This is a genomic window from Streptomyces sp. NPDC026673 (assembly GCF_040638135.1).
Lineage (GTDB): Bacteria > Actinomycetota > Actinomycetes > Streptomycetales > Streptomycetaceae > Actinacidiphila.
Genome location: NZ_JBEZXR010000004.1, coordinates 149,653 through 170,350 on the forward strand (window position 1 = coordinate 149,653; position 20,698 = coordinate 170,350).

17 protein-coding genes are annotated in these 20,698 nt (G+C 71.7%); 7 read left to right on the plus strand and 10 right to left on the minus strand.

Annotation, left to right across the window (positions count from 1 at the left end):
* Window positions 1-2 precede the first annotated feature (2 nt).
* The 5 genes from AB0F62_RS05110 to AB0F62_RS05130 all read left to right on the plus strand — a co-directional run bounded on the left by AB0F62_RS05110 (window position 3) and on the right by AB0F62_RS05130 (window position 7,775).
* The gene (locus tag AB0F62_RS05110; RefSeq protein ID WP_361792302.1) at window positions 3-1,151 is read left to right on the plus strand and encodes a PP2C family protein-serine/threonine phosphatase; all 1,149 of its coding nucleotides are present in this window, start codon (window positions 3-5) and stop codon (window positions 1,149-1,151) included.
* 208 nt (window positions 1,152-1,359) lie between these two features.
* A complete protein-coding gene (locus tag AB0F62_RS05115; protein ID WP_361792304.1) occupies window positions 1,360-1,821 on the plus strand; it encodes a hypothetical protein in 462 nt (153 codons plus the stop codon).
* A gap of 97 nt (window positions 1,822-1,918) precedes the next feature.
* Window positions 1,919-2,674, plus strand: a complete 756-nt coding sequence (locus tag AB0F62_RS05120) for a hypothetical protein (RefSeq protein WP_361792306.1) — start codon at window positions 1,919-1,921, stop codon at window positions 2,672-2,674.
* Window positions 2,675-2,968: 294 nt separating this feature from the next.
* A complete protein-coding gene (locus tag AB0F62_RS05125; protein WP_361792308.1) occupies window positions 2,969-6,790 on the plus strand; it encodes a S8 family serine peptidase in 3,822 nt (1,273 codons plus the stop codon).
* A 256-nt stretch (window positions 6,791-7,046) separates the two neighbouring features.
* Window positions 7,047-7,775, plus strand: coding sequence for a hypothetical protein (locus AB0F62_RS05130; RefSeq protein ID WP_361792310.1), 729 nt, complete (start codon window positions 7,047-7,049; stop codon window positions 7,773-7,775).
* Window positions 7,776-7,968: 193 nt separating this feature from the next.
* Here the strand turns inward: AB0F62_RS05130 and AB0F62_RS05135 are convergent, their stop codons facing one another.
* The 3 genes from AB0F62_RS05135 to AB0F62_RS05145 all read right to left on the minus strand — a co-directional run bounded on the left by AB0F62_RS05135 (window position 7,969) and on the right by AB0F62_RS05145 (window position 11,476).
* A complete protein-coding gene (locus AB0F62_RS05135) occupies window positions 7,969-8,961 on the minus strand; it encodes a nitrilase-related carbon-nitrogen hydrolase (protein WP_361792312.1) in 993 nt (330 codons plus the stop codon).
* A gap of 402 nt (window positions 8,962-9,363) precedes the next feature.
* Window positions 9,364-9,840 carry a MarR family transcriptional regulator gene (locus tag AB0F62_RS05140; RefSeq protein WP_361792314.1) on the minus strand — a complete coding sequence of 159 codons (477 nt, stop codon included), beginning with the start codon at window positions 9,838-9,840 and terminating at the stop codon, window positions 9,364-9,366.
* A 178-nt stretch (window positions 9,841-10,018) separates the two neighbouring features.
* Complete coding sequence (locus tag AB0F62_RS05145) at window positions 10,019-11,476, minus strand: NAD(P)/FAD-dependent oxidoreductase (RefSeq protein WP_361792316.1); 1,458 nt, start codon at window positions 11,474-11,476, stop codon at window positions 10,019-10,021.
* A gap of 206 nt (window positions 11,477-11,682) precedes the next feature.
* Here AB0F62_RS05145 and AB0F62_RS05150 point away from each other — a divergent pair, with 206 nt between their 5' ends.
* Window positions 11,683-12,132, plus strand: a complete 450-nt coding sequence (locus AB0F62_RS05150) for a MarR family winged helix-turn-helix transcriptional regulator (RefSeq protein ID WP_361792318.1) — start codon at window positions 11,683-11,685, stop codon at window positions 12,130-12,132.
* 29 nt (window positions 12,133-12,161) lie between these two features.
* Here AB0F62_RS05150 and tatC read toward each other — a convergent pair whose 3' ends face one another.
* The 5 genes from tatC to AB0F62_RS05175 all read right to left on the minus strand — a co-directional run bounded on the left by tatC (window position 12,162) and on the right by AB0F62_RS05175 (window position 15,939).
* Entirely contained in the window at window positions 12,162-13,037 is an 876-nt protein-coding gene (gene tatC, locus AB0F62_RS05155; protein ID WP_361792320.1) for a twin-arginine translocase subunit TatC, read from the minus strand.
* A gap of 64 nt (window positions 13,038-13,101) precedes the next feature.
* Entirely contained in the window at window positions 13,102-13,365 is a 264-nt protein-coding gene (gene tatA, locus AB0F62_RS05160) for a Sec-independent protein translocase subunit TatA (protein WP_361792322.1), read from the minus strand.
* A 165-nt stretch (window positions 13,366-13,530) separates the two neighbouring features.
* Window positions 13,531-13,977, minus strand: a complete 447-nt coding sequence (locus tag AB0F62_RS05165) for a Sec-independent protein translocase TatB (protein WP_361792324.1) — start codon at window positions 13,975-13,977, stop codon at window positions 13,531-13,533.
* A 240-nt stretch (window positions 13,978-14,217) separates the two neighbouring features.
* On the minus strand, window positions 14,218-15,339 hold the full coding sequence (locus AB0F62_RS05170) for an alpha/beta hydrolase (RefSeq protein WP_361792326.1): 1,122 nt from the start codon (window positions 15,337-15,339) through the stop codon (window positions 14,218-14,220).
* A 126-nt stretch (window positions 15,340-15,465) separates the two neighbouring features.
* Entirely contained in the window at window positions 15,466-15,939 is a 474-nt protein-coding gene (locus tag AB0F62_RS05175; protein ID WP_361792328.1) for a VOC family protein, read from the minus strand.
* A 733-nt stretch (window positions 15,940-16,672) separates the two neighbouring features.
* Here AB0F62_RS05175 and AB0F62_RS05180 point away from each other — a divergent pair.
* Complete coding sequence (locus AB0F62_RS05180) at window positions 16,673-17,278, plus strand: CGNR zinc finger domain-containing protein (RefSeq protein ID WP_361792330.1); 606 nt, start codon at window positions 16,673-16,675, stop codon at window positions 17,276-17,278.
* Window positions 17,279-17,317: 39 nt separating this feature from the next.
* Here AB0F62_RS05180 and AB0F62_RS05185 read toward each other — a convergent pair whose 3' ends face one another.
* Window positions 17,318-17,797, minus strand: a complete 480-nt coding sequence (locus tag AB0F62_RS05185; RefSeq protein ID WP_361792493.1) for a GNAT family N-acetyltransferase — start codon at window positions 17,795-17,797, stop codon at window positions 17,318-17,320.
* Between the two features lie 250 nt (window positions 17,798-18,047).
* Window positions 18,048-19,991, minus strand: a complete 1,944-nt coding sequence (locus AB0F62_RS05190; protein WP_361792332.1) for a multicopper oxidase domain-containing protein — start codon at window positions 19,989-19,991, stop codon at window positions 18,048-18,050.
* Between the last annotated feature and the right edge of the window lie 707 nt (window positions 19,992-20,698).

Below are 20,698 nucleotides of genomic sequence, written 5' to 3' on the forward strand. Positions count from 1 at the left end.
CTATGAGCGCTTTGGGCAGCTATCGGGCGACATGGTCGAACCTGCGCAGACGGGACCCCGTGCTCCTGTCCCCCATCGCCCTGACCGCCGTGATCGGCGTCCTGGCGATCCTCACCCCCCAGGACGTCCCGTTCACCCGGCTGCTGCCGGCGGCGCCCGCGCTCGCCGCGTCGGTCTGGTCCGTGCGGGCGACCCTCGCCCTCGGCGTGATCTGCCTGCTCCCGGTCATCGGCTACGCCCTGGCCTTCTCCGACATGTCCGCCCTGTACACGGCGGGCGCCATCGGTGCCGTCACCCTGGCGGCCGCCTACGCCAGCCATCTGCGCCTGCAGCGCGAACACACCCTCGCCCAGGTCCGCGCCGTCGCCGACGCCACCCAGGAAGTCCTCCTCAGGCCGGTCCCCGACCGCATCAGGAACCTCGAGATCTCGACCATCTACCTCGCCGCCGCACCCCAGGCCCGCATCGGCGGCGACTTCTACGCCGCGGCCGACACCTCCCACGGCCTGCGGCTCATCCTCGGCGACGTCCGCGGCAAGGGCCTGCGCGCCGTCGGGGTCTCGGCCGCCATCCTCGGCTCCTTCCACGAAGCCGCCTACGACGCCCCCGACCTGGCACACCTCGCACGCCGCCTGGACACCACCGTCACCCGCTACACGGCCGCGGTTCCCGCCGACGACGACTGCGAGCGCTTCGCCACGGCCGTCCTCGTCGAAATCCCACCCGCCGCCACCCACGCCTTTGTCCTCAGCTGCGGGCACCCGCCGGCCCTGCTCGTCCACGGAGGGCGCACCCGGGCCATCGACCCCGTCGCCCCTTCGCCGCCGGTCAACCTGGCCGCCCTGCTCGGCTCCGAATACCACGTCGACCAGGTCCCCTTCGAACCCGGTGACCTGCTGTTCCTCTACACCGACGGCGTCAGCGAGACCCGTGACCCGGCCGGTGCGTTCTTCCCCCTCACCGCCTGGACGCGGCAGACCGGCAGCACCTCGCCGCGCGTGTTCCTGAGCCGTCTCCACCAGGCCCTCCTGCACCACGGCAACGGCGAACTCAACGACGACATCGCCTGCGTCGCCATCCGTAACACGCCCGGCCCGGCACCCCGCGAACCTCGCAGTGGTCCCGGGACGCGCCACTCCGCACCCGCCTGACGCTCCGGCACGAGCGCACCGCCGACCTGTCCGCGGGCGGCCGCACGGGATCACTGGACGGCTCGCCGGCGGCCGGGGTAGACAGGCAGCCGCGACTCCCGCGGCCATGACCGGTCCTGGCCGACGAGCGGGCCACAGCAGTCGCGCCGTTCCGTGCCCCGGCCGCTCCCCGGATGAGGCCGGGTCGGGCTCGTCGAAGGGATCGCGTGTGGACTTGACGCTGCGGAGGATGCGTCCGCTCGACGCGGAGAAGGGCTTCGCGTGGGCCCTCTCCCGGTTCTCCGGGCCAGGCGGCGGGGCGGACGCGGACGAGGAATGCCCCCTGGGCCGGGACTGGCAGATCCTCGAACGGATCCTGCTCGCGGACGATCCCGAGGAGGTCGGCGACCTCGCCATCACGATGGGCGATCTCCTGGGTGACGACGACATGGGCACGGCCTGCTTCTACCTTCCCCCGGAGGAAGTGGCGATCGCGGCACGCTTTCTGTCCTCCCTGGACATCGGGCGCGCGGTCGCCGGCCACGCGGACACGATCGCCGGCACCTTCCGGAACGGCGACGTCCCGGAGGGCTACGCGGCGTCCCTGGTGGACCTTCTGCTGAAGATCCGGGCCCTCTACACCGCGGCCGAACGGGCGGGAGAAGGCGTCGCGAAGCTCCTCCAGGGCTGACCCCACCGGACGTACTCACGCGTGCACTTCGGTGGGCCCGGCAGGAGGTCTCCCGGGTGGTGGGCCGGTTGTCGGACCCGGATGGGATGCTCGGCACGTGCTGATCGACGGATACGAGAACGACCCCCTCGTGGCAGCGGAGGACCTCCTGGCGCTCCCGGGATTCTGGGCGGCCTACCTGTCGTGGATGTGCGAGACCGAGGAAGGCGATGCCGACGCGGAGTGGTTCGGCGTCGCCGAGGCGGATCTCGACGCGGCGTACGAGGCCCTGAACGACGAGGATCGGTGGCCGGTCTTCCGGATCCCCTTCGCGGATGGTCACACCGCCGCGGTCCTCGGCCGCAACTTTCCCGACGACCCCGGAACGGAGTACCTCGTCACCCATCCCGAGTGGGGACGGCACGGCCACCTGGCCACCCTCGACGGCCACCAGGCGGGCCCGGGGCTGTCCTGGCGGGAGCTCGCGCACATCGCGGGCACCCCCGACCCGGACGCGCCCGGCGTCCACGCGGAGGCCGCCCGTCTGCTGCTCCTGCTGCCCGTGCTCGGCGACGCGGACCTGCCCGCCGAGGCCGCCGGCATCGTGGGCGACGCTCTCACGCAGGCAGGCGTCCCGGCAGGTGACACGGCCGGGTTGGCGCGGGCCCTCCTCGCCGATCACCCTTTGTGGAATCCGGCGGCATGGACGCTTCCAGGGGTCTCACCGCTCTCCGGCGACCGGCCCCACTCCCCCGGGATCCTCCGCTGCGACGGGCGTATGAGCCCGCGCTGCGGCATACAACTGGCCCAGGGCATCTCCGCAGAGCACGGCGATCGCCTGGCCCGTGCACTCGGTACGTGGCCCACGGCGTGAGCCGGGAGCGCGCGGAGGCGAGTCGGCGCCTTCGGAACGCCCGCCGGAGAGACGGCGGGTAGCCGGCGGAACGCCCTGCGGGCCGTACGACCAGTCACCTTGACCCGCCCGGCCGTCGCCTTCCCGTGCCGGGCGACGCGGCGGCCGTCCCGTCGCCGGGATCACACGACGGGACGCGCGGCGCGGCTCCGGGCACGGGCCATCAGCTCCACCCTATACCTGTTTGCTCAAACAAACATGCCCCGTGCACATGTCATTGACCGGCCGTCACACGGCGTTCCAAGATCACCCGCCATGAGATTCATACCAACCACCGCGGCGGGCAGGGGCACAACCCCGTGGTCCACGCGGGCAACCGTGGCCGCAGCCGCCGCGACGGCCGTCGTCACGCTCACAACAGCCGTGCCGACCCACGCGTATGGCACGGCCCCGAAGCCGGCGGCGGCCGCCAAACCCGGCACCTTCGACGGCCGCGCGGTCACCGCGCAGTGGACCGTCACCCTCGTGACCGGCGATGTCGTGAACGTCCAGCGGTTCGCGGGCGGCCGGCAGGCGGCGACCGTGAAACCGGCCGCCGGCAACGAGCACGAGTCGTTCAGCACCCGGGAGGTCGACGGACGGCTCCATGTGATGCCCGCGTCGGCGCTGCCCTACGTGGCCTCGGGCCGGCTCGACCGCAGCCTCTTCGACGTCACGTCACTCATCGAGCAGGGCTACGACGACGCCCACGCCGCGCAGCTCCCGCTGATCGTCTCCTACGGCGATGCCGTCGATTCGCTCAGGACGCAGAACGCCCCCGCGGGCACGCGCCGTACGGCCGTCCTCAACAGCGTGCACGGTGCCTCGCTGAGCGCCCGCAAGGCCGACCTGACCGACTTCTGGAAGGCCGCCACCGCACCGTCGAGGCAGGGCCGGGCAGGGACCCCGCGGCTCGCCGGGAACATCGACAAGGTGTGGCTGGACGGAAAGGTCACGGCCGACCTTGACCGGAGCGTGGCGCAGATCGGGGCACCGGAGGTCTGGAAGTCCGGATACACCGGCAAGGGCGTCAAGGTGGCCGTGCTCGACACCGGCGCGGACGCCGACCACCCGGACCTGCGCGGCAGGATCACCGAGGGCCGCAACTTCGCCGAGGGCGAGGGTATCGCCGACCGGTTCGGCCACGGAACCCACGTCGCCGCCACCGTCGCCGGCAGCGGAGCGGGATCGGGCGGCACCCGCAAGGGTGTGGCACCCGACGCCGAACTCGTCATCGGCAAGGTCCTCAACGACGAAGGGTACGGCCAGGAGTCCTGGATCATGGCCGGCATGGAGTGGGCCGCCCGCTCCGGCGCCTCGGTGGTCAACCTGAGCCTGGGCGGAGCCGTCCAGGAGGACGATCCGATGGCCGCCGCCGTCGACCGGCTGACCGAGGAGACCGGCACCCTCTTCGTCGTCGCCGCCGGCAACGAGGGCCCCGGATCGGGCACCGTGGGCTCCCCCGGTGTCGCCGAGCGGGCGCTGACCGTGGGTGCCGTGGACCACGAGGACACCCTGGCGGGCTTCTCCAGCCGAGGCCCCGTGGACGCCGCGTACCGGGTGAAGCCCGAGGTCACCGCGCCGGGTGTGGACATCGTGGCCGCCCGCGCCCAGGGCACCGCCATGGGGACCCCCGTGGACGAGCTGTACACCTCCGCGTCCGGAACCTCCATGGCCACGCCCCACGTCGCGGGCGCCGCGGCGCTCCTGGCCCAGCAGCACCCGGACTGGACGCCCGGCCGGATCAAGGACGCCCTGGTCGGCACCGCCAAGGCCGTTCAGAACGCGGCCGTGGACGCGCAGGGCAGCGGCAGGATGGACGTCGCACGTGCCTCCGCCCAGGCCGTCCACGCCACCGGCACCCTCAACCTGGGGGTCACCCAGCCCGACCAGGGCCCCGTGAACGGGAAGGTGACCTACACCAACGACTCCCGCTCCGAGGTCCGGCTGTCCCTGTCGCTGGACGTCAGGGGCGCCGACGGCACCGCGGCACCCGCCGGAATGTTCGCGGCCGGCTCGTCGACGGTCACCGTCGCCCCGGGCGCGACGGCCACCGTGCCCGTCACCGCGACGCCCGCCGCCGACACCCGCGGCCGCTTCACCGGCCACCTCACCGCCACCGGCGCCGACGGTTCGGTCAGGCTCCGGACCGCCGTCGCCCTGACGGTCCAGGGCGCCCTGCGGACCATCACGCTCACGGGCCTCGACCGCTCCGGCAAGGGCCCGCACCCGGTCACGTGGTTCCAGTTCTACGGCAGCGACTCCAGGTGGGACACCATCGGGAGCTTCCTGCCGCAAATGCACGGCGAGAGCGTGTCCTTCCGGCTGCCGGAGGACACGTACTTCTTCGCGGCGCTCGCTGAGGGCACGGACGCCATCGGTGACGACAACAGCCTTGTCATCCGGCCCGAGTTGAAGGTCACCGGGGACATGACCCTGGTGGTGGACCCCCGGAAGGCCGTCAAGGTCGACATCCGCACCCCGAAGCCGGCCGAGTCGCAGGGCATGGTGCACTACGGCGTCCACCGGGCCTTCGCCGGCAGGGACATCTCCACCAGCGTGGTCGCGTACAGCACCATGAAGACCCTGTACGTCACGCCGACGGACAAGCCCGCCAACGGCTCCTTCGAGGCCTACTCGCGGTGGCAGCTCACCCCGCCGCGGCTGAACGTCAAGGTGCTCGGCCGGAACGCGCCAGAGCTCTACGCCACCCCCCTGGTCAACTCTCCCCTGCCGGACGGCACTCGCCGTCTCCCCCTCGTGGACGTGGGAACCGGCACGAAGGAGGAGCTGGCCGGCAAGGACCTGCGCGGCAAGATCGCGCTGGTCGACCCCGGCGAGTTCGGATTCTCGAATGTGGCCGGGGTCGGCGAGGGCGGAGCCGCCGCGATCCTGATGAAGTCCCCGTTCCCCGGGGCCGCCTGGCAGCCCTGGACCCCCCAGGGCGAGCGGCTCCCGGTCATGAGCGCGCTCATCAGCCGGGACCACGGAAAGGCCCTGTCCGAGCTGCTGTCCCGGGGCGAGGTGCGGATCTCGTGGTCGCTCGTCTCCGCGAGTCCGTACCAGTACGACGTGATGCTCGTCCAGCGCGACCGGGTGCCGGGGAAGCTGCTGTACCGCGTCGACCGGCTCCCGACCGCCACGGTCAAGAGCCGCTACCACCGCCCCGGCGACTCCGAGTGGCACATGGAGCAGCGCTTCTCCTGGCGTCCGTGGCAGACCACCGACGTCACCATGGAGGGGCAGTCGTGGGTGAAGGTGCCGTCGACGCGCACCGAGACCGTCAGCGCCGATGACACCGTGTGGCTGCACCGCGTCAGCCACACGATTCCGTGGAGCTTCGAGCCGCTGTTCACCAACGGGATGATGGCCGGATTCGAGCAGTACGCTCCCGGGGAATCGCGGAACGAGAACTGGTACCGCTCGGTGATCCGGCCGGCAGCGCCGAAGGGCGTCGAGGGATTCGCCTCGGTCCGCAAGGGGGACACCCTCTCCCTGAGGATCCCGGAGTTCTCCGACAGTGACGGCCACTACTCCTTCGCCGAGTACAACGACCAGGTGAACACCCGTCTTTACCAGGACGGGAAGCTGGTCGCCGAGCAGCGCAGCCCGTGGGGCGACCTTCCCGTGACGGGTGGCGGAGACTACCGCCTCCAAGTGCGGACCAGCCGGCCCGCCGGACCGGAGTGGCAGGTCTCCACCTCGACCGACACCAGTTGGCGTTTCTCGTCGAGGACCACGCAGAAGAGCACCCTGCTGCCCCTGATCCAGCTGGACTACGGGGTTCCCGTGGACGGCGGCAACAAGGTCCGGGCCACCGGTCCGACGGCCGTGTCCCTGAAGGCCCGGCACCAGGACGGCCTGAAGGGTCCGCGGATCGACCGCATGCAGGCGTGGGTCTCCTACGACGACGGCGCCCACTGGACCAAGGTCACGCGGTTGTCGCACGAGGGCACCGGCGCCTGGAAGGCACTGATCGACCCCAAGTCCGCATCCAAGGGCACCGGTTACGTCTCCCTGCGCGTCCAGGCCCAGGACACCGCCGGTGACCTGGTGGACCAGACCGTCATCCGCGCCTACGGCGTCCACGCCGGCTGAGGTCCGGCTCACGGCCCGTGCGGCCGGCGGCGATCCGCCGCCGGCCGCACGGCGTTCACCACCGGGTGACGATGTCACCTCCCGGCCGGCGGACTTCCGGACTCCGGAACGGGGCACAACCGGCCTGCCGTACAGGCCCGGGAGCGCTCCGGAACATATTCCCGATGGGGGTCGCCGGGGCCCGGCGACCACGCACACCGGCACGCAGGTGGGTACTATCCGGCAGCAACACCCAATTCACGAGGAAGCGGCTGTCGTGTCCAACAACACCACCATTCAGGACCGGTATGCGACGCGTCTCGCAGAGGACCTGGAGAGCAACGCCAACGAACAGGAAAAGCTCCGCGCGCACCTGGCGGAACTGCAGGCCCACTTGGCCCGGCTGGAACAGGAACGGGAGTGGCTGACCCGGCTGCGGGGCACGGTCACCAGTGCTACCGGCGCGGGCGGGCACGAGGACCCGGCGGATGAGGCACCGGCCACCGACGGGGCCGGGGAAGCGGCGCCGGAAACCACGATGGAAACCACAGCGGAACCGGAAGCGGAAACAGACGCGGGAGCGGAGGAGCCTCGGGCCGTGCCGCGTCCGCGCGGCCGCAAGCCGGCCGCCCCACCGCGGGCCCGCAAGCCCGCGAAGAAGGCGGCGGCGTCCCGGCGCGGCCGGGAGGCGAAGCCCGCCGCACCTCCGGCGGCACGCGGCGAGGAACCCACGTTGCGCAGCCTCGTCGCCGACGTCCTGGGCGCGGTCGCCGAACCGCGCATGGTCAGCGAGTTCGTCGATGCCGTGGCGAAGCGCTTCCCCGACCGCGCGACACCGAGCGCTCCGGTGATGCGCAACGCCCTTGAGTCCCTGGTCGCCAAGGGGCTGGCCGAGCGGGAGCGGAAGCAGGGCAGCGTCTTCTACACCCCTGTCGCGCCTCCGGCGGGCGCGACGGCGGGCGAGGCTGCCGAGCCAAGGTCGGAGCCCGAAACGGCCACGGCCTGACCGCACGTCATCCTGACGAGGAGGCCGCCTCGCTCTCGCCGAGCACCGCGCCGACCGGCGCGGAGTGCGTTCTCGCCGATGACGGCGGTGGCCCCGCCCGGGGCCACCGCCGTCATGGTCGACACGACCGGAGACCTTCCGCGCCGGGCCGGGGCTCCCTTCGCGCGGCGGTCGGACGATCCGCGGAATCCGTTCACCGGGCCTCGGACGAACGGTCCTCCTCGACCGCCGGCGCGACACGGACCGGTGCGCGGGTGGCGCCGGGCTCGTGTACAGGGGCCGCCGGCGTACGGTCGATCCGCAGGCTGAGCAGTTCGGGGCGGCTGTAGTGGCCGCGCGCGTCCATGAGGCGCTTGCGCCGGTCGATCAGGGCGAAGTCGAGGTCGGCGATCAATTCCCCTTCGCCGGACGTGAGCGGCTCACCGATGACGCGGCCCTCGGGGTCGACGATCGCGGTGAAGCAGCCGCCGGAGATCGCACCGGCGGGACCGCCGGTGTCCTCGGCGATCCGCGCCTGCTGGTCGGCGTCGAGCCACGCGGTGGCGTTCACCACGAAGCAGGCCGACTCCAGCGCGTGCTGGCGGATGCCGACCTCCATCTGCTCGGCGAAGAGCGGGCCGCCGAACGCACCGGGGTACATCGCGGCGTGGATCTGCTCACCGTCGGCGATCAGGGCGTATCGCGCCAGCGGCTGATAGTGCTCCCAGCAGGCGAGCTGTCCGATGCGGCCGACGGCACTGTCCACCGCGCGCAGCCCCGAACCGTCGCCCTGGCCCCAGACCATCCGCTCGTGGTAGGTGGGTGTGATCTTGCGCCGGCGCTGGATCAGCGTGCCGTCCGCGTCGAACAGCAGCTGGGTGTTGTAGAGGGTGCCGCCGTCGCGCTCGTTGACGCCGATCGAGACCACCATCCGCGCTTCCCTGGCGGCCTCGGCGATCGCGTGCGTCTCGGGGGACGGCACGGTCACGGATTCCTCGAGGAGGCGCAGATGCTCCGCGGCCATGGCGTAGGGCGGCTGCACGAAGGAGAAGTAGGGGTAGTAGGGCACGACGGTCTCGGGGAAGACGGCGAACTGCACTCCCTTCCTCCCCAGTTCGCGGATCTTGTCCACGACCTTCCCTACGGTGCCCGCCCGGCTGTAGAGCACCGGGCTGATCTGGACGGCGGCGGCCTTGACGACGGTCATGGTGTGGCTCCTTCTCCGGATGCGCGGTCGACGCGACGGTGTGCCGCGGTCGCCGTCCGGCGGACGGCACACGGCGGATGACGGGCGGCGGATGACGAGCGGAAGCCGGCACGTTCGGGAGAACAGGACCGGACGGGACACCGGACGAGGTCCTCGGCGCTCCCGGCCGCAGGACGTCCGCGCCGCTGGACGGCGCCCGGCTTCCGTGACGGACAGCGGTCCTGCCGGACCCCGTCCACATTAGGAGCATATGCTCGTATCAGACGAACGGCAAGGGTTCGACCTGTTGCGGGGCGACGTGCGCGAGGCCGCGGCCGATCGCTTCCACGGCCCCCGGCGGGCAAAAAAACGAGCGCCCACGCGTGGCTCACGCGACGCGGGGCGCTCCGGCGGGGCTGGGGCTCAGGTGGCGACGTTCTTCAGGGCCGCGCCGAGGGCCTTGAGGTCCAGGCCCTCCAGATGGTCGAGGAAGTGCCGCCTGACGGAGAGCAGGTTGGTCCGCCATGCCTCACTCAGGCGGGCGTAGCCGGCATCGGTCAGCACGGCGTTCCAGCCTCGGGCGTCCTGCGCGCACTTGACCCGCTGGACGAACCCCTCACCTTCGAGCCGGTGCACGACGCGCGTCATGCCGCTGACCGACAACTCACAGACACGGGCGAGATCGCTCATGCGCAGTTGCCGGTCGGGAGCCTCGGACAGATTCATCAGAGTCAGGTACTCGATCAGCGGAATCCGCTGCTCACGCACCATGTCGGCGTCCATGGCCCGGGGCAGGGCATAGATGACACGGCTGAGGGACCGGACGACCGCCTCTTCGTCCGGGCTGAGCGGTTCTATCGCTTCCGAGGCCGCCTGCGGCTGCGGCTTGACGTCTGACATGGCTGTAGCTTACTTGCACAGCGAAGGGAATGGACGAAGTCCGCTCCCTGGGCCGGAACGCACCACGGCAGCGCGTCCCCGCCCTGCGGCACGCTGCGGGCGGCACCGCGGCCGCCGGTGGCCGTGAGGCGGCACACCGCCCACGTCGCTCCCCACCGGCGCCGCGCCACGACCGGCATCACATGAGGCGCCGGTCACGGTGGGTCTCCAGCAGCCGCAGCCAGACCTCGCCGAGCGTGGGGAAGGCGGGAACGACGTGCCAGAGCCGGTCGAGCGGCACCTCGCCGACGACCGCGATGGTGGCCGAGTGCACCAGTTCGGCCACGCCGGGACCCGCGAAGGTCACACCCACGACGGTGCCGCGGTCCTCGTCGACCAGCATGCGGGCCCGGCCCTGGTAGCCCTCGACGTACTGGTGCGCACCCGCGACGCGGGCCAGGTCGTAGTCCACGACACTGATCCGGCGCCCGCTGCGCTCCGCCTCCTGCGTGGTCATACCGACGGCGGCGATCTCGGGGTGGGTGAAGACGACCTGCGGAACGGCCACGGAATCGGCCGTCGCCACATGGGCGCCCCACGCGGTGTCGTCCACCGGATCCCCGCCCGCGCGGGCGGCGATGACGGCGCCGGCGATGCGGGCCTGGTACTTGCCCTGGTGGGTCAGCAGCGCCCGGTGGTTGACGTCGCCGACGGCGTAGAACCAGCCGTCGGCGACGTCGGTCACGCGGAAGGTGTCGTCCACCTTCAGCCAGTCGCCCGGGGTCAGGCCGATCGTCTCCAGCCCCAGGTCCCAGGTGTTCGGGGTCCGGCCGGTGGCGAACAGGATCTCGTCCGCCACCAGGTGACCACCGTCGGCCAGGGTGATCCGCACCTCCCCGTCCTCACGGGCCAGCGAGGCCACGGAGGCACCGAGGCGGACGTCGACACCGGCCTCCCGCAGAGCGTCGGCGACCAGCTCGCCCGCGAACGGTTCCATCCTCGGGAGCAAACCCGCGTCGCCGCGGACCAGCATGGTCACCTCGGAGCCGAGGCCCTGCCAGGCGGTGGCCATCTCGACGGCCACCACTCCCCCGCCGACCACGGCCAGCCGGCCCGGGACCTTGTCGGCGCCGGTCGCCTCGCGGCTGGTCCACGGGCCCACGGCGTCGAGTCCGGAAACCGCCGGCAGGGCGGCGCCGGTGCCGGTGCAGACGGCCACGGCCTTCCGAGCGGTCAGCGCGACCGTCCCGCCCTCGGGTGTCCGGACCTCCACCTCGCGGGGGCCCGCGAGCCGCCCGTGGCCGCGGATCAGGTCGACGCCGACCGACCCGAGCCAGTCGACCTGGCCCTCGTCCTTCCAGTACGCGGCCATCTTGTCGCGGTGCGCGAGCACCGCGTCGACGTCCAGCGGCCCCGCCGCCTCACGCAGCCCGGGGACGCGCAGCGCGTCCGCCCGCGCCACCACCGGCCGCAGCAGTGCCTTGCTCGGCTCGCAGGCCCAGTAGGAGCACTCGCCGCCGAGGAGCTCGCGCTCCACGATCACGGTGCTGAGCCCTGCGGCCGCGGCCCGGTCGGCGACGTTCTCGCCGACCGGGCCCCCGCCGATGACGACCACGTCGTAGGTGCGCCGTGCCGGGTGTGCGTCTGCTGCGTTCATCACTGCTCCTGTGGTTCTTCTTGGATCTTGTCGGCCGTGCGGCCCCGCGGCCGCGGGCCCGAGCCGGGTCGTCGGCAGCCGCCTCCGGCCCCGCGGGGGCTCAGCGCACGGTTCCGGCCGGTTCCGCCCGGCGCCGGGTGCACATGCGCGCTTCCCGTGTGAGAGCAGATGCTCCTATCCTGGACGGGAATGCTCTGGAGGCGACCATGACCACTCCGGCGTCGAATGCGGACGCGTGCAACAACCTGGCACTGCGCAAGGCGGCCCGGTATCTCGGCGCGACCTACGACAAGGCGCTGGCTCCGGTGGGCCTCCGCGCGACGCAGTTCAGCATCCTGCAGCAGCTCAGCACCCACGACGAGATGACGATCACCGCCCTCGCGGACATGATCGCCATGGATCGCACGACGATGGCCTCCAACCTGAAGCCGCTCGCGCGGGAGGGCCTGGTCACCGTCGAGACCTCGGCGACCGACCGCCGGGCACGGATCGTCGCGATCACACCGGACGGCCTCGCCCGGATGAAGGCGGCGCTCCCGCTGTGGAGTGGCGTGCAGGGCGAGTTCGAGGAGAAGTTCGGGGGCGCCCAGGCGGCTCAGTTGCGCGGGTTCCTCGAAGCCGTCCTCGGCACCGGCTTCGAGCCCTGGGCCGAGTGACGGATCCACGGCCGCGCGGGGACCCGCCGTCATCGGCCCGCGGAGATGCCGTCGGGGGTGTCGACGGCGGCCGGAGGCGGATCGAGGGGCGACGCTTCGGTGTCGGGGACTCCACCCGGCCCGTCCGTGCCGCCGCGCCGCCGGCGACGGTCGTTGCACCAGGCGACCGCGCACGCCGCCAGGTACAGCACGCCGATCGGTGAGGCGAGCAGCAGCATGCTGAGGGGGTCGGTACTGGGGGTGGCGATCGCCGCGAAGACGGCGATGCCCATGAGCATGCCGCGCCACCAGCCGGCCATCCGGCGCGCGCTGATCACACCGCCGAGGTTCAGCAGCACGAGGAGCACCGGGAGTTCGAAGGAGAGACCGAAGACGACGACCATGCGGGTGGCCAGGTCGAGGAAGTCGTCGACGGGCAGGAGGTTGGTGGCGTTCTCGGGGGTGAAGGAGATCAGCACCCGGGCCGTCGTCGGCAGGGTCCAGTAGGCCACGGCGGCGCCCGTCAGGAACAGCGGGATGCCGGCCCCGAGGAAGACCAGGGTGTACTTCTTCTCGTGGCGGTGCAGTCCCGGGGCGACGAAGGCCCACAGCTGATACAGCCACACCGGGCTCGCGACGACGACACCGGCGGTGATCGACACCTTCAGAGCCAGGCTGAAGGGCGAGAGCAGACCGTTGAGGGAGATCACACCGCAGTGCCCGGCGTCGTTCGCGCCGGCCAGGCGGCCCGGAGCGCAGCCGGGCAGGGGATCGATGAGGAACCCGATCAGGTCCTGGTAGAACAGGGCTGCGGCGACCGTGACGAGCAGGATGGCTCCGACGGCCTTGAGCAGGCGGTTTCGCAGCTCGCTCAGGTGCTCCCGCAGGGGCATCTCCGCGATGTCGCGCGGTGTACCGGTGGGCATGGCGGTCCCGGTCCCTTCGTCGGCGGCGCCGGCCGCACAGGTGTCCGTCAGTGGTCGCGGCGCGTCAACGCCGATGGGTGGCCTCCGCCGCGGCGGCCTCGGTGGCCGTGCGCAGGCTCTCGGGCCCGGGCTCGAGGACGGTCGCGGCGTGCGTGCCGCTCGGGGTCCCGTCCTCGTCGTCCTTCCGCATGGCCTTGGTCTCGCTCTTGAGGATCCGCAGCGACTGCCCGAAGGAACGGGCCATGTCGGGAAGGCGCTTGGCGCCGAAGAGGAGCAGGACGACGACGAGGATGAGGATGATCTCGGGTGCTCCGAGCCTGCCGAACATGGGTGTTTCCTTTCCGAGGGGGGCTGAGGGCACGGGAGCGGCGCTCCCGTGCGGACGGCCCTGCCGCCGGGGAGCGGAGTGCGGGGCCTGTGGGCGGGGTGCGGGGCCTGTGGGCGGGGTGGGGGGACGGCGCGGGCCGACGGCGGGCGACGCGGAATCGCCGTGTCACGGACCGCCGTCGCCGGGGCCCTGGTGGCCGTCGGGGTGCCCCGCGCCGGCGGGCTGCCGGGGCGGGTGGCCGGCGTTCGCCGGGACCGCGCCGGAGGCGGCGGGTGTCCCGGGGCTCTTCGAGATCTTCGCCGCGCCGCCGCCGTGCGGTGGCGGTCCCTCGAAGTCGAGTCCGGAGGCCAGGTCGCCGAGGCCGAGGCCCCGGTCACCCAGCAGGTTCTTGGTCACGAAGGTCTTCGGGTCGAGGTCCTGGAGGGACAGGTCCCGCAGTTCGGCGGGAAGTTCCTCGCGGATGCCCTCCTGGGCGCTCCGTGAGAACTCGCGGAGCCTGCGCAGCGTGCGCGCGGTGTCGGCCACCAACTTGGGAAGCTTGTCGGGCCCGACCAGGATGACCGCCAGCACGGCCAGTGCCACCACTTCGAGCGGGCCGATGTCGGAAAACATCCATGACTCCCGTCTGGGTTCGTGAGGGCTCCGCCGCTCCCGGACAGGAGGTGAGCCGTGTCGTCGGTCGCACGGGCGCGGGCTGCCGGTCGCACGGGGTGTGCGACCGGCAGTCCCGGCGCCCGGACCGGACCGCGCGATGACGCGGCGTTCGCCCGGGTCCTGCCCGCCGGGGCACCGGCGGGCAGGACGGCCCTTCCGTCGGCGTTCAAGGGCGCGCCCGGACGTCCGGCGGCGTCGTCAGCGGGACCGACGGGGCGCCGCGGCGCGGCGGTACGGGGCCAGGAAGTCCGTCAGCTCCGCGAGCAGTTCCTTGGGAGCCTGCTCGGCGACCCAGTGGCCGGAGCCGGGGATGACGACGCCGCGCACATCGTTGGCGAGGCCCGACATGGCGCCTCCGACGTACGGACCCCAGCTCTCCGATCCGCCGATCGCCAGGACGGGCATCGTGAGCTTGGTCTTCGAACGGTCGTCGTTCTGCTTCTGGGTGACCTCCCACGCGCGGTAGAAGCCGAATCCGCCACGCAGGGTCTCGGGGTCCGAGAAGAGGCGGAAGTAGTACTCGCGCGCGTAGTCGGGCAGCCGCTTCCCGCCCTGGATGTCGAACTCGTAGCCGAAGAAGACGTCCTCCCGTCCCCTGACGAGCTTCTCGGTCAGTTCGTGGTTGACCCGGTTGAAGGGGATGTGCCACAGCCGGTTGTTGTCGCGCTCGGGCAGGAACAGGTCCGGCGAGTGCTCCGTCGTCGGAGGACCGGGGACCTCGGCGAGGGCCACGTACTCGACCCGGTCCGGGTGGTCCGCCGCCAGCGCGTAGCCGATGATCATGCCGGTGTCGTGTCCGACGACGGCGAACTTCTCGTGGCCCAGGGCGTCCATGAGGGCGACGAGGTCGTCGGCGAGGGTGCCGGTGTCGTAGCCGTCGTTGGGCTTGTCGGTCAGGCCGATGCCGCGCTGGTCGACGGCGATGACCGTGTAGTGCCGGGCCAGCTCCGGCATCACCATGCGCCAGGCGTACCAGTTCTCGGGCCAGCCGTGCACCAGGAGCAGCGGCGGGCCCTCACCGCCGACGACCACGTGCTGACGCAGCCCATTGGCCTGCACGAACCGGCTGGTGAACGTCTTGGTGAACCCCGCCGGCAGCCGCGGCGCCGTCGAGACCGAACCGAAGCCTCGCGGCATCCGCTTCGGGGCGGTGGCGGACGCCGACGACAGCCCGCCGACCAGCGGGACGCCCGCGGCGGCGACGGCGGAAGCGGCCGCGCCACCGACGAAGAGGCGTCGCGAGAACCCGCGCGGCGCGCGGTGGGACGTCGGCCGGACGGGGCCGTCCTGGCCGGAGGACTCCACGGGGGAGTCGTTCATGGGGATTTCCTTTCGCAATGCTGCTCGAACACCGCGGTGCAGCCTGACCCCCGCGACGTGGGAGCATGTGCTCGTATTAGGGTGCAGCTGTCGGCGAAGCCGACGTCGTGACCGCGCGGGGCCGGGTCAGCGGCCGGGGAAGCGCTGCTTGATCTCCTGGAGCGTCCAGCCGTTGCCGTCCGGGTCGCTGAAGGTGGCGAAGGAACCGTAGGAGGCACGGTCGGGGTGGAGACCGGGAATCCGGCCCTGGCCCTCCAGGCGGTGGGTCACCTCTCCGCCCTCGTGGCCGTGGTAGATCATCCCGCCGGCGTCGTGGAAGACCTCGCTGACCTCGATGCCGCGGGCGACGAGCTCGGCACGGGCCTCCTCGATGTCGAAGACGGCGAGGTACAGGCCCTGGGCCGAACCCGGCGCCGCAGACGTCAGCCCCTGGCCGAACATGACCGAGCACTCCGAGCCCGGCGGCGTGAAGTGGACGGCTCGCCAGTCCGCGCTGACCGTCTTGTCCAGGTCCAGACGGAATCCCAGCGCCTCGTAGAAGGCCTTGGCCCGATCGACATCGGACACGGGCAGCACGGTCACTTCGAGCTTCATGTACATGGAGAGGTTCTTCTTTCTGATGTCGGTGCGCCTCACATCCGTGAGCCACCGGTTCTCTGGAGAACGAGGACGACCGGACGGCGTCCGCGGCGGTTCCTCCAAGGCGGGGGGAAACCGGCGTCTCGCCGCCGGACCCGGCGCCGAGGCGCCGGCCGCGTCGCGCGGGCCCACTCTGCGAGTGAACCTGCCGGCCGTCGAAGCCTGCGAGCCGTACTTCCCGAGCCGCTCACAAGCTCTCGTGGTTAGGACCGTAGGTCATTGACTCCTAACGCGCAACACGCGGCGGGCGAATCTCGGGGTGCCCTGTGTCTCACCGCCGGATGTCACAGTGGCCGCAAGCCGCTCGGCACATGGCCCGTCCGCGCCTCCCGGACACGACAACCGCCACGGACATGACGACGGTCACAGCCCCGCCCTCCCCCGGCGCGGCGACAGAACGGAGCCTCCTCCGCACAATGCGTCGACTCCCGGCGGGCGTCCGCCCCAGAGGCGGACGGAACCGACCACTCCCCCGGAGGCATCACCGGACCGCGCCACGGCGGGCGGCCCCGCATCGCGAGCGGCCGCACCACGCGGCTCGCGAAGGCGGGAGCACCCCCCACCGACGGATCGGCCGGCTCGTCCGGCGTGCCCTTCCGGACGGGCGGCGTCCCGGGAAGAGAATTACCTCCGTCACGGTTTTACAAGCAACGATGGATGATCTAGCCTTCCTTCGACCAAGGAGGCCCACACGATGTCGCCGGGCACGACCGAGCGCAATCCGATGACCCAACCGCCGCCCGCCGTCGAGGCGGTCCTGCGGTTCGTCAACACACACACGTCCGGCCCCCGCCAACTGACGGAGCGCTTCACGGACGCGCGGAGCATGCACGCATGGCTGCTGGAGAACGGCCTCGGCACACCGGACACACCCGTCTCGGAGGCCGACGCGGTGACCGCGCGCGAGTTCCGCGACGCCCTGATCACCGTGCTGCTCGCCCATGCGGGCGACCAGGAGACCACCCCCGAGGAACTCTCCCAGGCGGAGGCCTACCTCGGCGGCATCGCCTCCAGGTATCCGCTGGTGACGGTCATCACCGCCTCGGGCGCCTCACTGACGACCGCGCAGTCGGGCGTCCCGGGGCTGTTCGGCACCGTCCTGGCGAGCATCACGGAACTCGCCCAGGCGGGACTGTGGGACCGGCTGCGGGCCTGCCGGCACGAGCCGTGCCACTTCTGCTTCTACGACCGCACGCGCAACAGCTCGGCGGGATTCTGCGGTCCGAGGTGCGGTTCACAGGCGTCCATGCGCGCCTACCGGCGGAGGAAGAAGGAGCAGGCCGCCTCGGCATCGGCCTGACACCGGCAGGCCACGGCCCCGTGACGGACGTGTTCCGCCTCAGGCGGAGCCCGCGGCCGGTCGCCGCACCATGGAGACGTCGACGGGGTCCTGCGCCTCCACCGTGAACCCGTGGCGCTCGTAGAGCCGCCGGGCCGCGCTGCCCTGGAGCACGATCAGGCGGACCGGCACACCGTCGGCGTCGATCCGCTCCAGCAGGCTCCGCAGGACGGCCGATCCGAGCCCCCGGCCCTGGAGGCCCGGAGCGAGATAGAAGTGCTCGAGCCACCGACCGTCCTCGACGGGGCGGACCGTGACGCAGCCCGCGAAGGCGCCGTCGGCCTCGATGACCGAGGTGTGCCGCGGCGAGAAGGAGTCCCGCAGCCGCTGCCTCACCCGATGCTCGTCGAACCGCCCCAACCGCTCCAGGTCCGGGCGCATGACCGTCGCCCGCAGCTCCGCGATCGCCTCCACGTCCGCAGGAGCCGCGGAACGCAGCGCCCATACGACGGGCCGGCCCGGCTCGATCGCGGGCGCCATCCCGGCCTCGATCCCCGACTCCGCCCGGCCCGCCGGATTCCCGTCCGCTCCCGTGCCCGTCTCCATGGCCGGAGTATCCCAACGGCACACCGCCGGGACGCAATCGGCGTACCTCCCCACCGGACGGACCGAAGGCCGCCCCCGTGTGCCGGGGGCGGCCTTCGCCGCGGACCGGATCGCCGGCCATCGCGGGTGGGTACGCCGGCCCCACTCCCCACAGCGGGGCCGGCGTACGCGCGGGGTGGGTGGCTTACATCTTCATCCCGTGGTGCGCGCTCTTGCCGTGGCGCATGCCCGTCGCCATCCCGCCGTTCATGTCCATGATCATGTGGTGGATGTCATGGACGGCGGAGGGCATGATGACGAAGGGCCGCATCATGCCCTCGTCCTCGTGGTCCAGCAGGTGGCAGTGGTACATGACCTTGCCGGTCTGGTCGGCGAGCCGTCCGGCGACGGTGACCAGGGTGTTGGCGTTGACGGTGATGGTGTCCTTCCATCCCGATTCCTCGGGGGCGACCGGCAGGGCCGCGCCCAGGGTGATCGGGCGCTTGGTCTGCGCGGTGGGGAAGTCCACGCCGGAGGCGTCGACGGCGCGGCGGTCGATGACCTGGAAGTTCATCAGGTGGATGTGCATGGGGTGGTAGATGGGAAGGCCTTCGGGGGCGACCGAGATGAAGTGCCACTTCTCCCAGGTGCCGGCGGCGGCGAAGAAGGTGGTGGTGTCCTCGAACATGGTGCCGGTTCGGCGCAGCGTGCGGGTGCCGTCGGGCATGTCGACGGTGACGATGCCCTCACCCGGCTTGGTGCCCTTCGGGGCTTCCTCCATCTCCCAGATCTGGGGCATGGCGCCGGTGGTGTCGAAGCCGAGCAGCACGAAGCGTTCGGTGGCGTCCTTGGGGACGTCGGCGAGGGTGAGGTTCCGGAACGACGCCGACAACGTTGTCGGAAGCGAAGGCACCGGGCGCCGCTTCTCCTCCACGCGGAACTGGATGACCTCCGGGAAGGGGATCAGGAAGTCCGGCAGGGCCGCCCCCGGGGTCTGGCCCGGGATCGTGTTGACCAGCTTCAGCTTCTTGCCGGGGTGGGCGGCGAAGTTGATGACGATGTCGGCGCGCTCGGCCGGCGACAGCGACAGCGCCTCGTCGATCGTCTGCGGCTTGCCGAGCAGACCCAGGTCGGTGCCGATCAGCTTCATCGCGCCGCGCACCGGCTTGCCGGTCTCCTCGTCCACCACGACCAGGCGGTAGATGCGGGTGCTGGCGACGTTGACCATCCGGAAGCGGTAGGTGCGGGCCTGCACCTCCAGATGCGGCCAGACCACACCGTTGACCATGGTGAACGGGGCCAGCGCGGCCAGTGCCGGGGGGATGGTGCCGGGCATCGGCATCGCGCCTCCGCCCACGACCCGCTTGGACAGCACCTGCCCGGTGAGCAGGCCCTGCGAGTCGGTGTCGAAGTTGACGTCCTGAATCATCAGCGGGATCTCGTGCTCGCCCTGGGGCAGACCGAGCCGGTCCTCCTCGGCGTCACGCACCACATAGTTGCCGACCAGACCGGCCGCGACGTTCAGCGAGGTCACCGCCATCGCGTGGTCGTGGTAGAAGAGGTGCGTGGCCGCCTGGTCGTTGGCGTACTCGGCCAACTGCGCGCCACCCGCGGTGATCCCGTAATCCGCCGCACCGTCGCTCATGGCGTTCTGATGGCCGCCGTGCAGGTGAACGGTGGTCCAGGCGCTCAGCCTGTCGACCTCCGGACGCGCGGTGGCGCCCTCGGAGCCGGGACGGTTGTAGGGCAGAAGACCGGGGCCGGGGCCCTCGGGGTTCACCCACACCGCCTTGATGGGCGTCTTGCCGCGAAGCTTGTTGTTCCACGCGACCCGCACCTGCCGCCCACTGCGCACCTCGATCGTCGGACCGGGGAAGTGGCCGCCGTACGTCCACAGCCGGCTCGGCGGCATCTGGGAGTGCAACCGCACCCGCGACTCGACCAGATCGATCTCGGTCAGCCCCTGGCTCTTGGGGCGCAGCGTCGGCGGGACCCGCAGGGGATCCCGGAACGGCGTCAGAGCCTTGAACGTCGGCTCGTTGACACCCTGCAGCGCGTCGGCCGCCTCCGCCGTACCCTCGAAGAGACCCGTCGACCCGAGGACCCCGGTCCCGGCCACCGCGACCGCCGCCGCGGTCACGCCGGCCATACCCAAGACGGTCCGCCTACTGGTCGTTGCCATGTAAATGCTCATCCTGTTCTGGGTGATCTGGGTGCGGGAAAGACCCCCTTCGAGGCCGTGGGCGCACGCGCCCCATCTGCCCGATGGGAGCGTTGCGCCGCTTCGCCGACGTTCCGGCGGCCGGCCCCGGGCATCACGACGTGACAGGGGTACGTGACGGTGATGCGGGACTGGCGTACGGACGGCGAAGCCGGCCGGGCGACGGGCTGCACGGACACACACCGAACGACGCTTAGGGCCTCCGACTCGGTGGGATGTCGGCAGGTTCGCCGCCTAGGACATCCCGGGTCGGGGCAGCTCGGCCGGCCCGTCGGCCGTTCGAGACGAGGTACCCGTCGTTCGGTGCTGCAGGAGCACGCCTGTTGCGAATCCGCTGTCGGGCGGCGCCGCAGACAGGAGTTCCCAGCCGAGCCGGGCCCTCGCACCTCTTTTTGCTTGGTCAAACAAGTAGAACATTGAAACATTTGTACGGGCAAGTAGCTTGAGTCACCATCAATCGGGAGGAGGATGCGAACCGTCCACAGGCGGACGGATCGCTCATCCGGAGCCGGACCCCGAGGTGTCACCCGGTCAGAAGAGGGCGGTCACAGCGGCCGTCGGCGCAGCGGGAGGTTGCGGGGCGCGAGGTCGCGGAGCGGGGCGGTGGCCGGGACGCGGAGCCGCGCGGCCCGGCG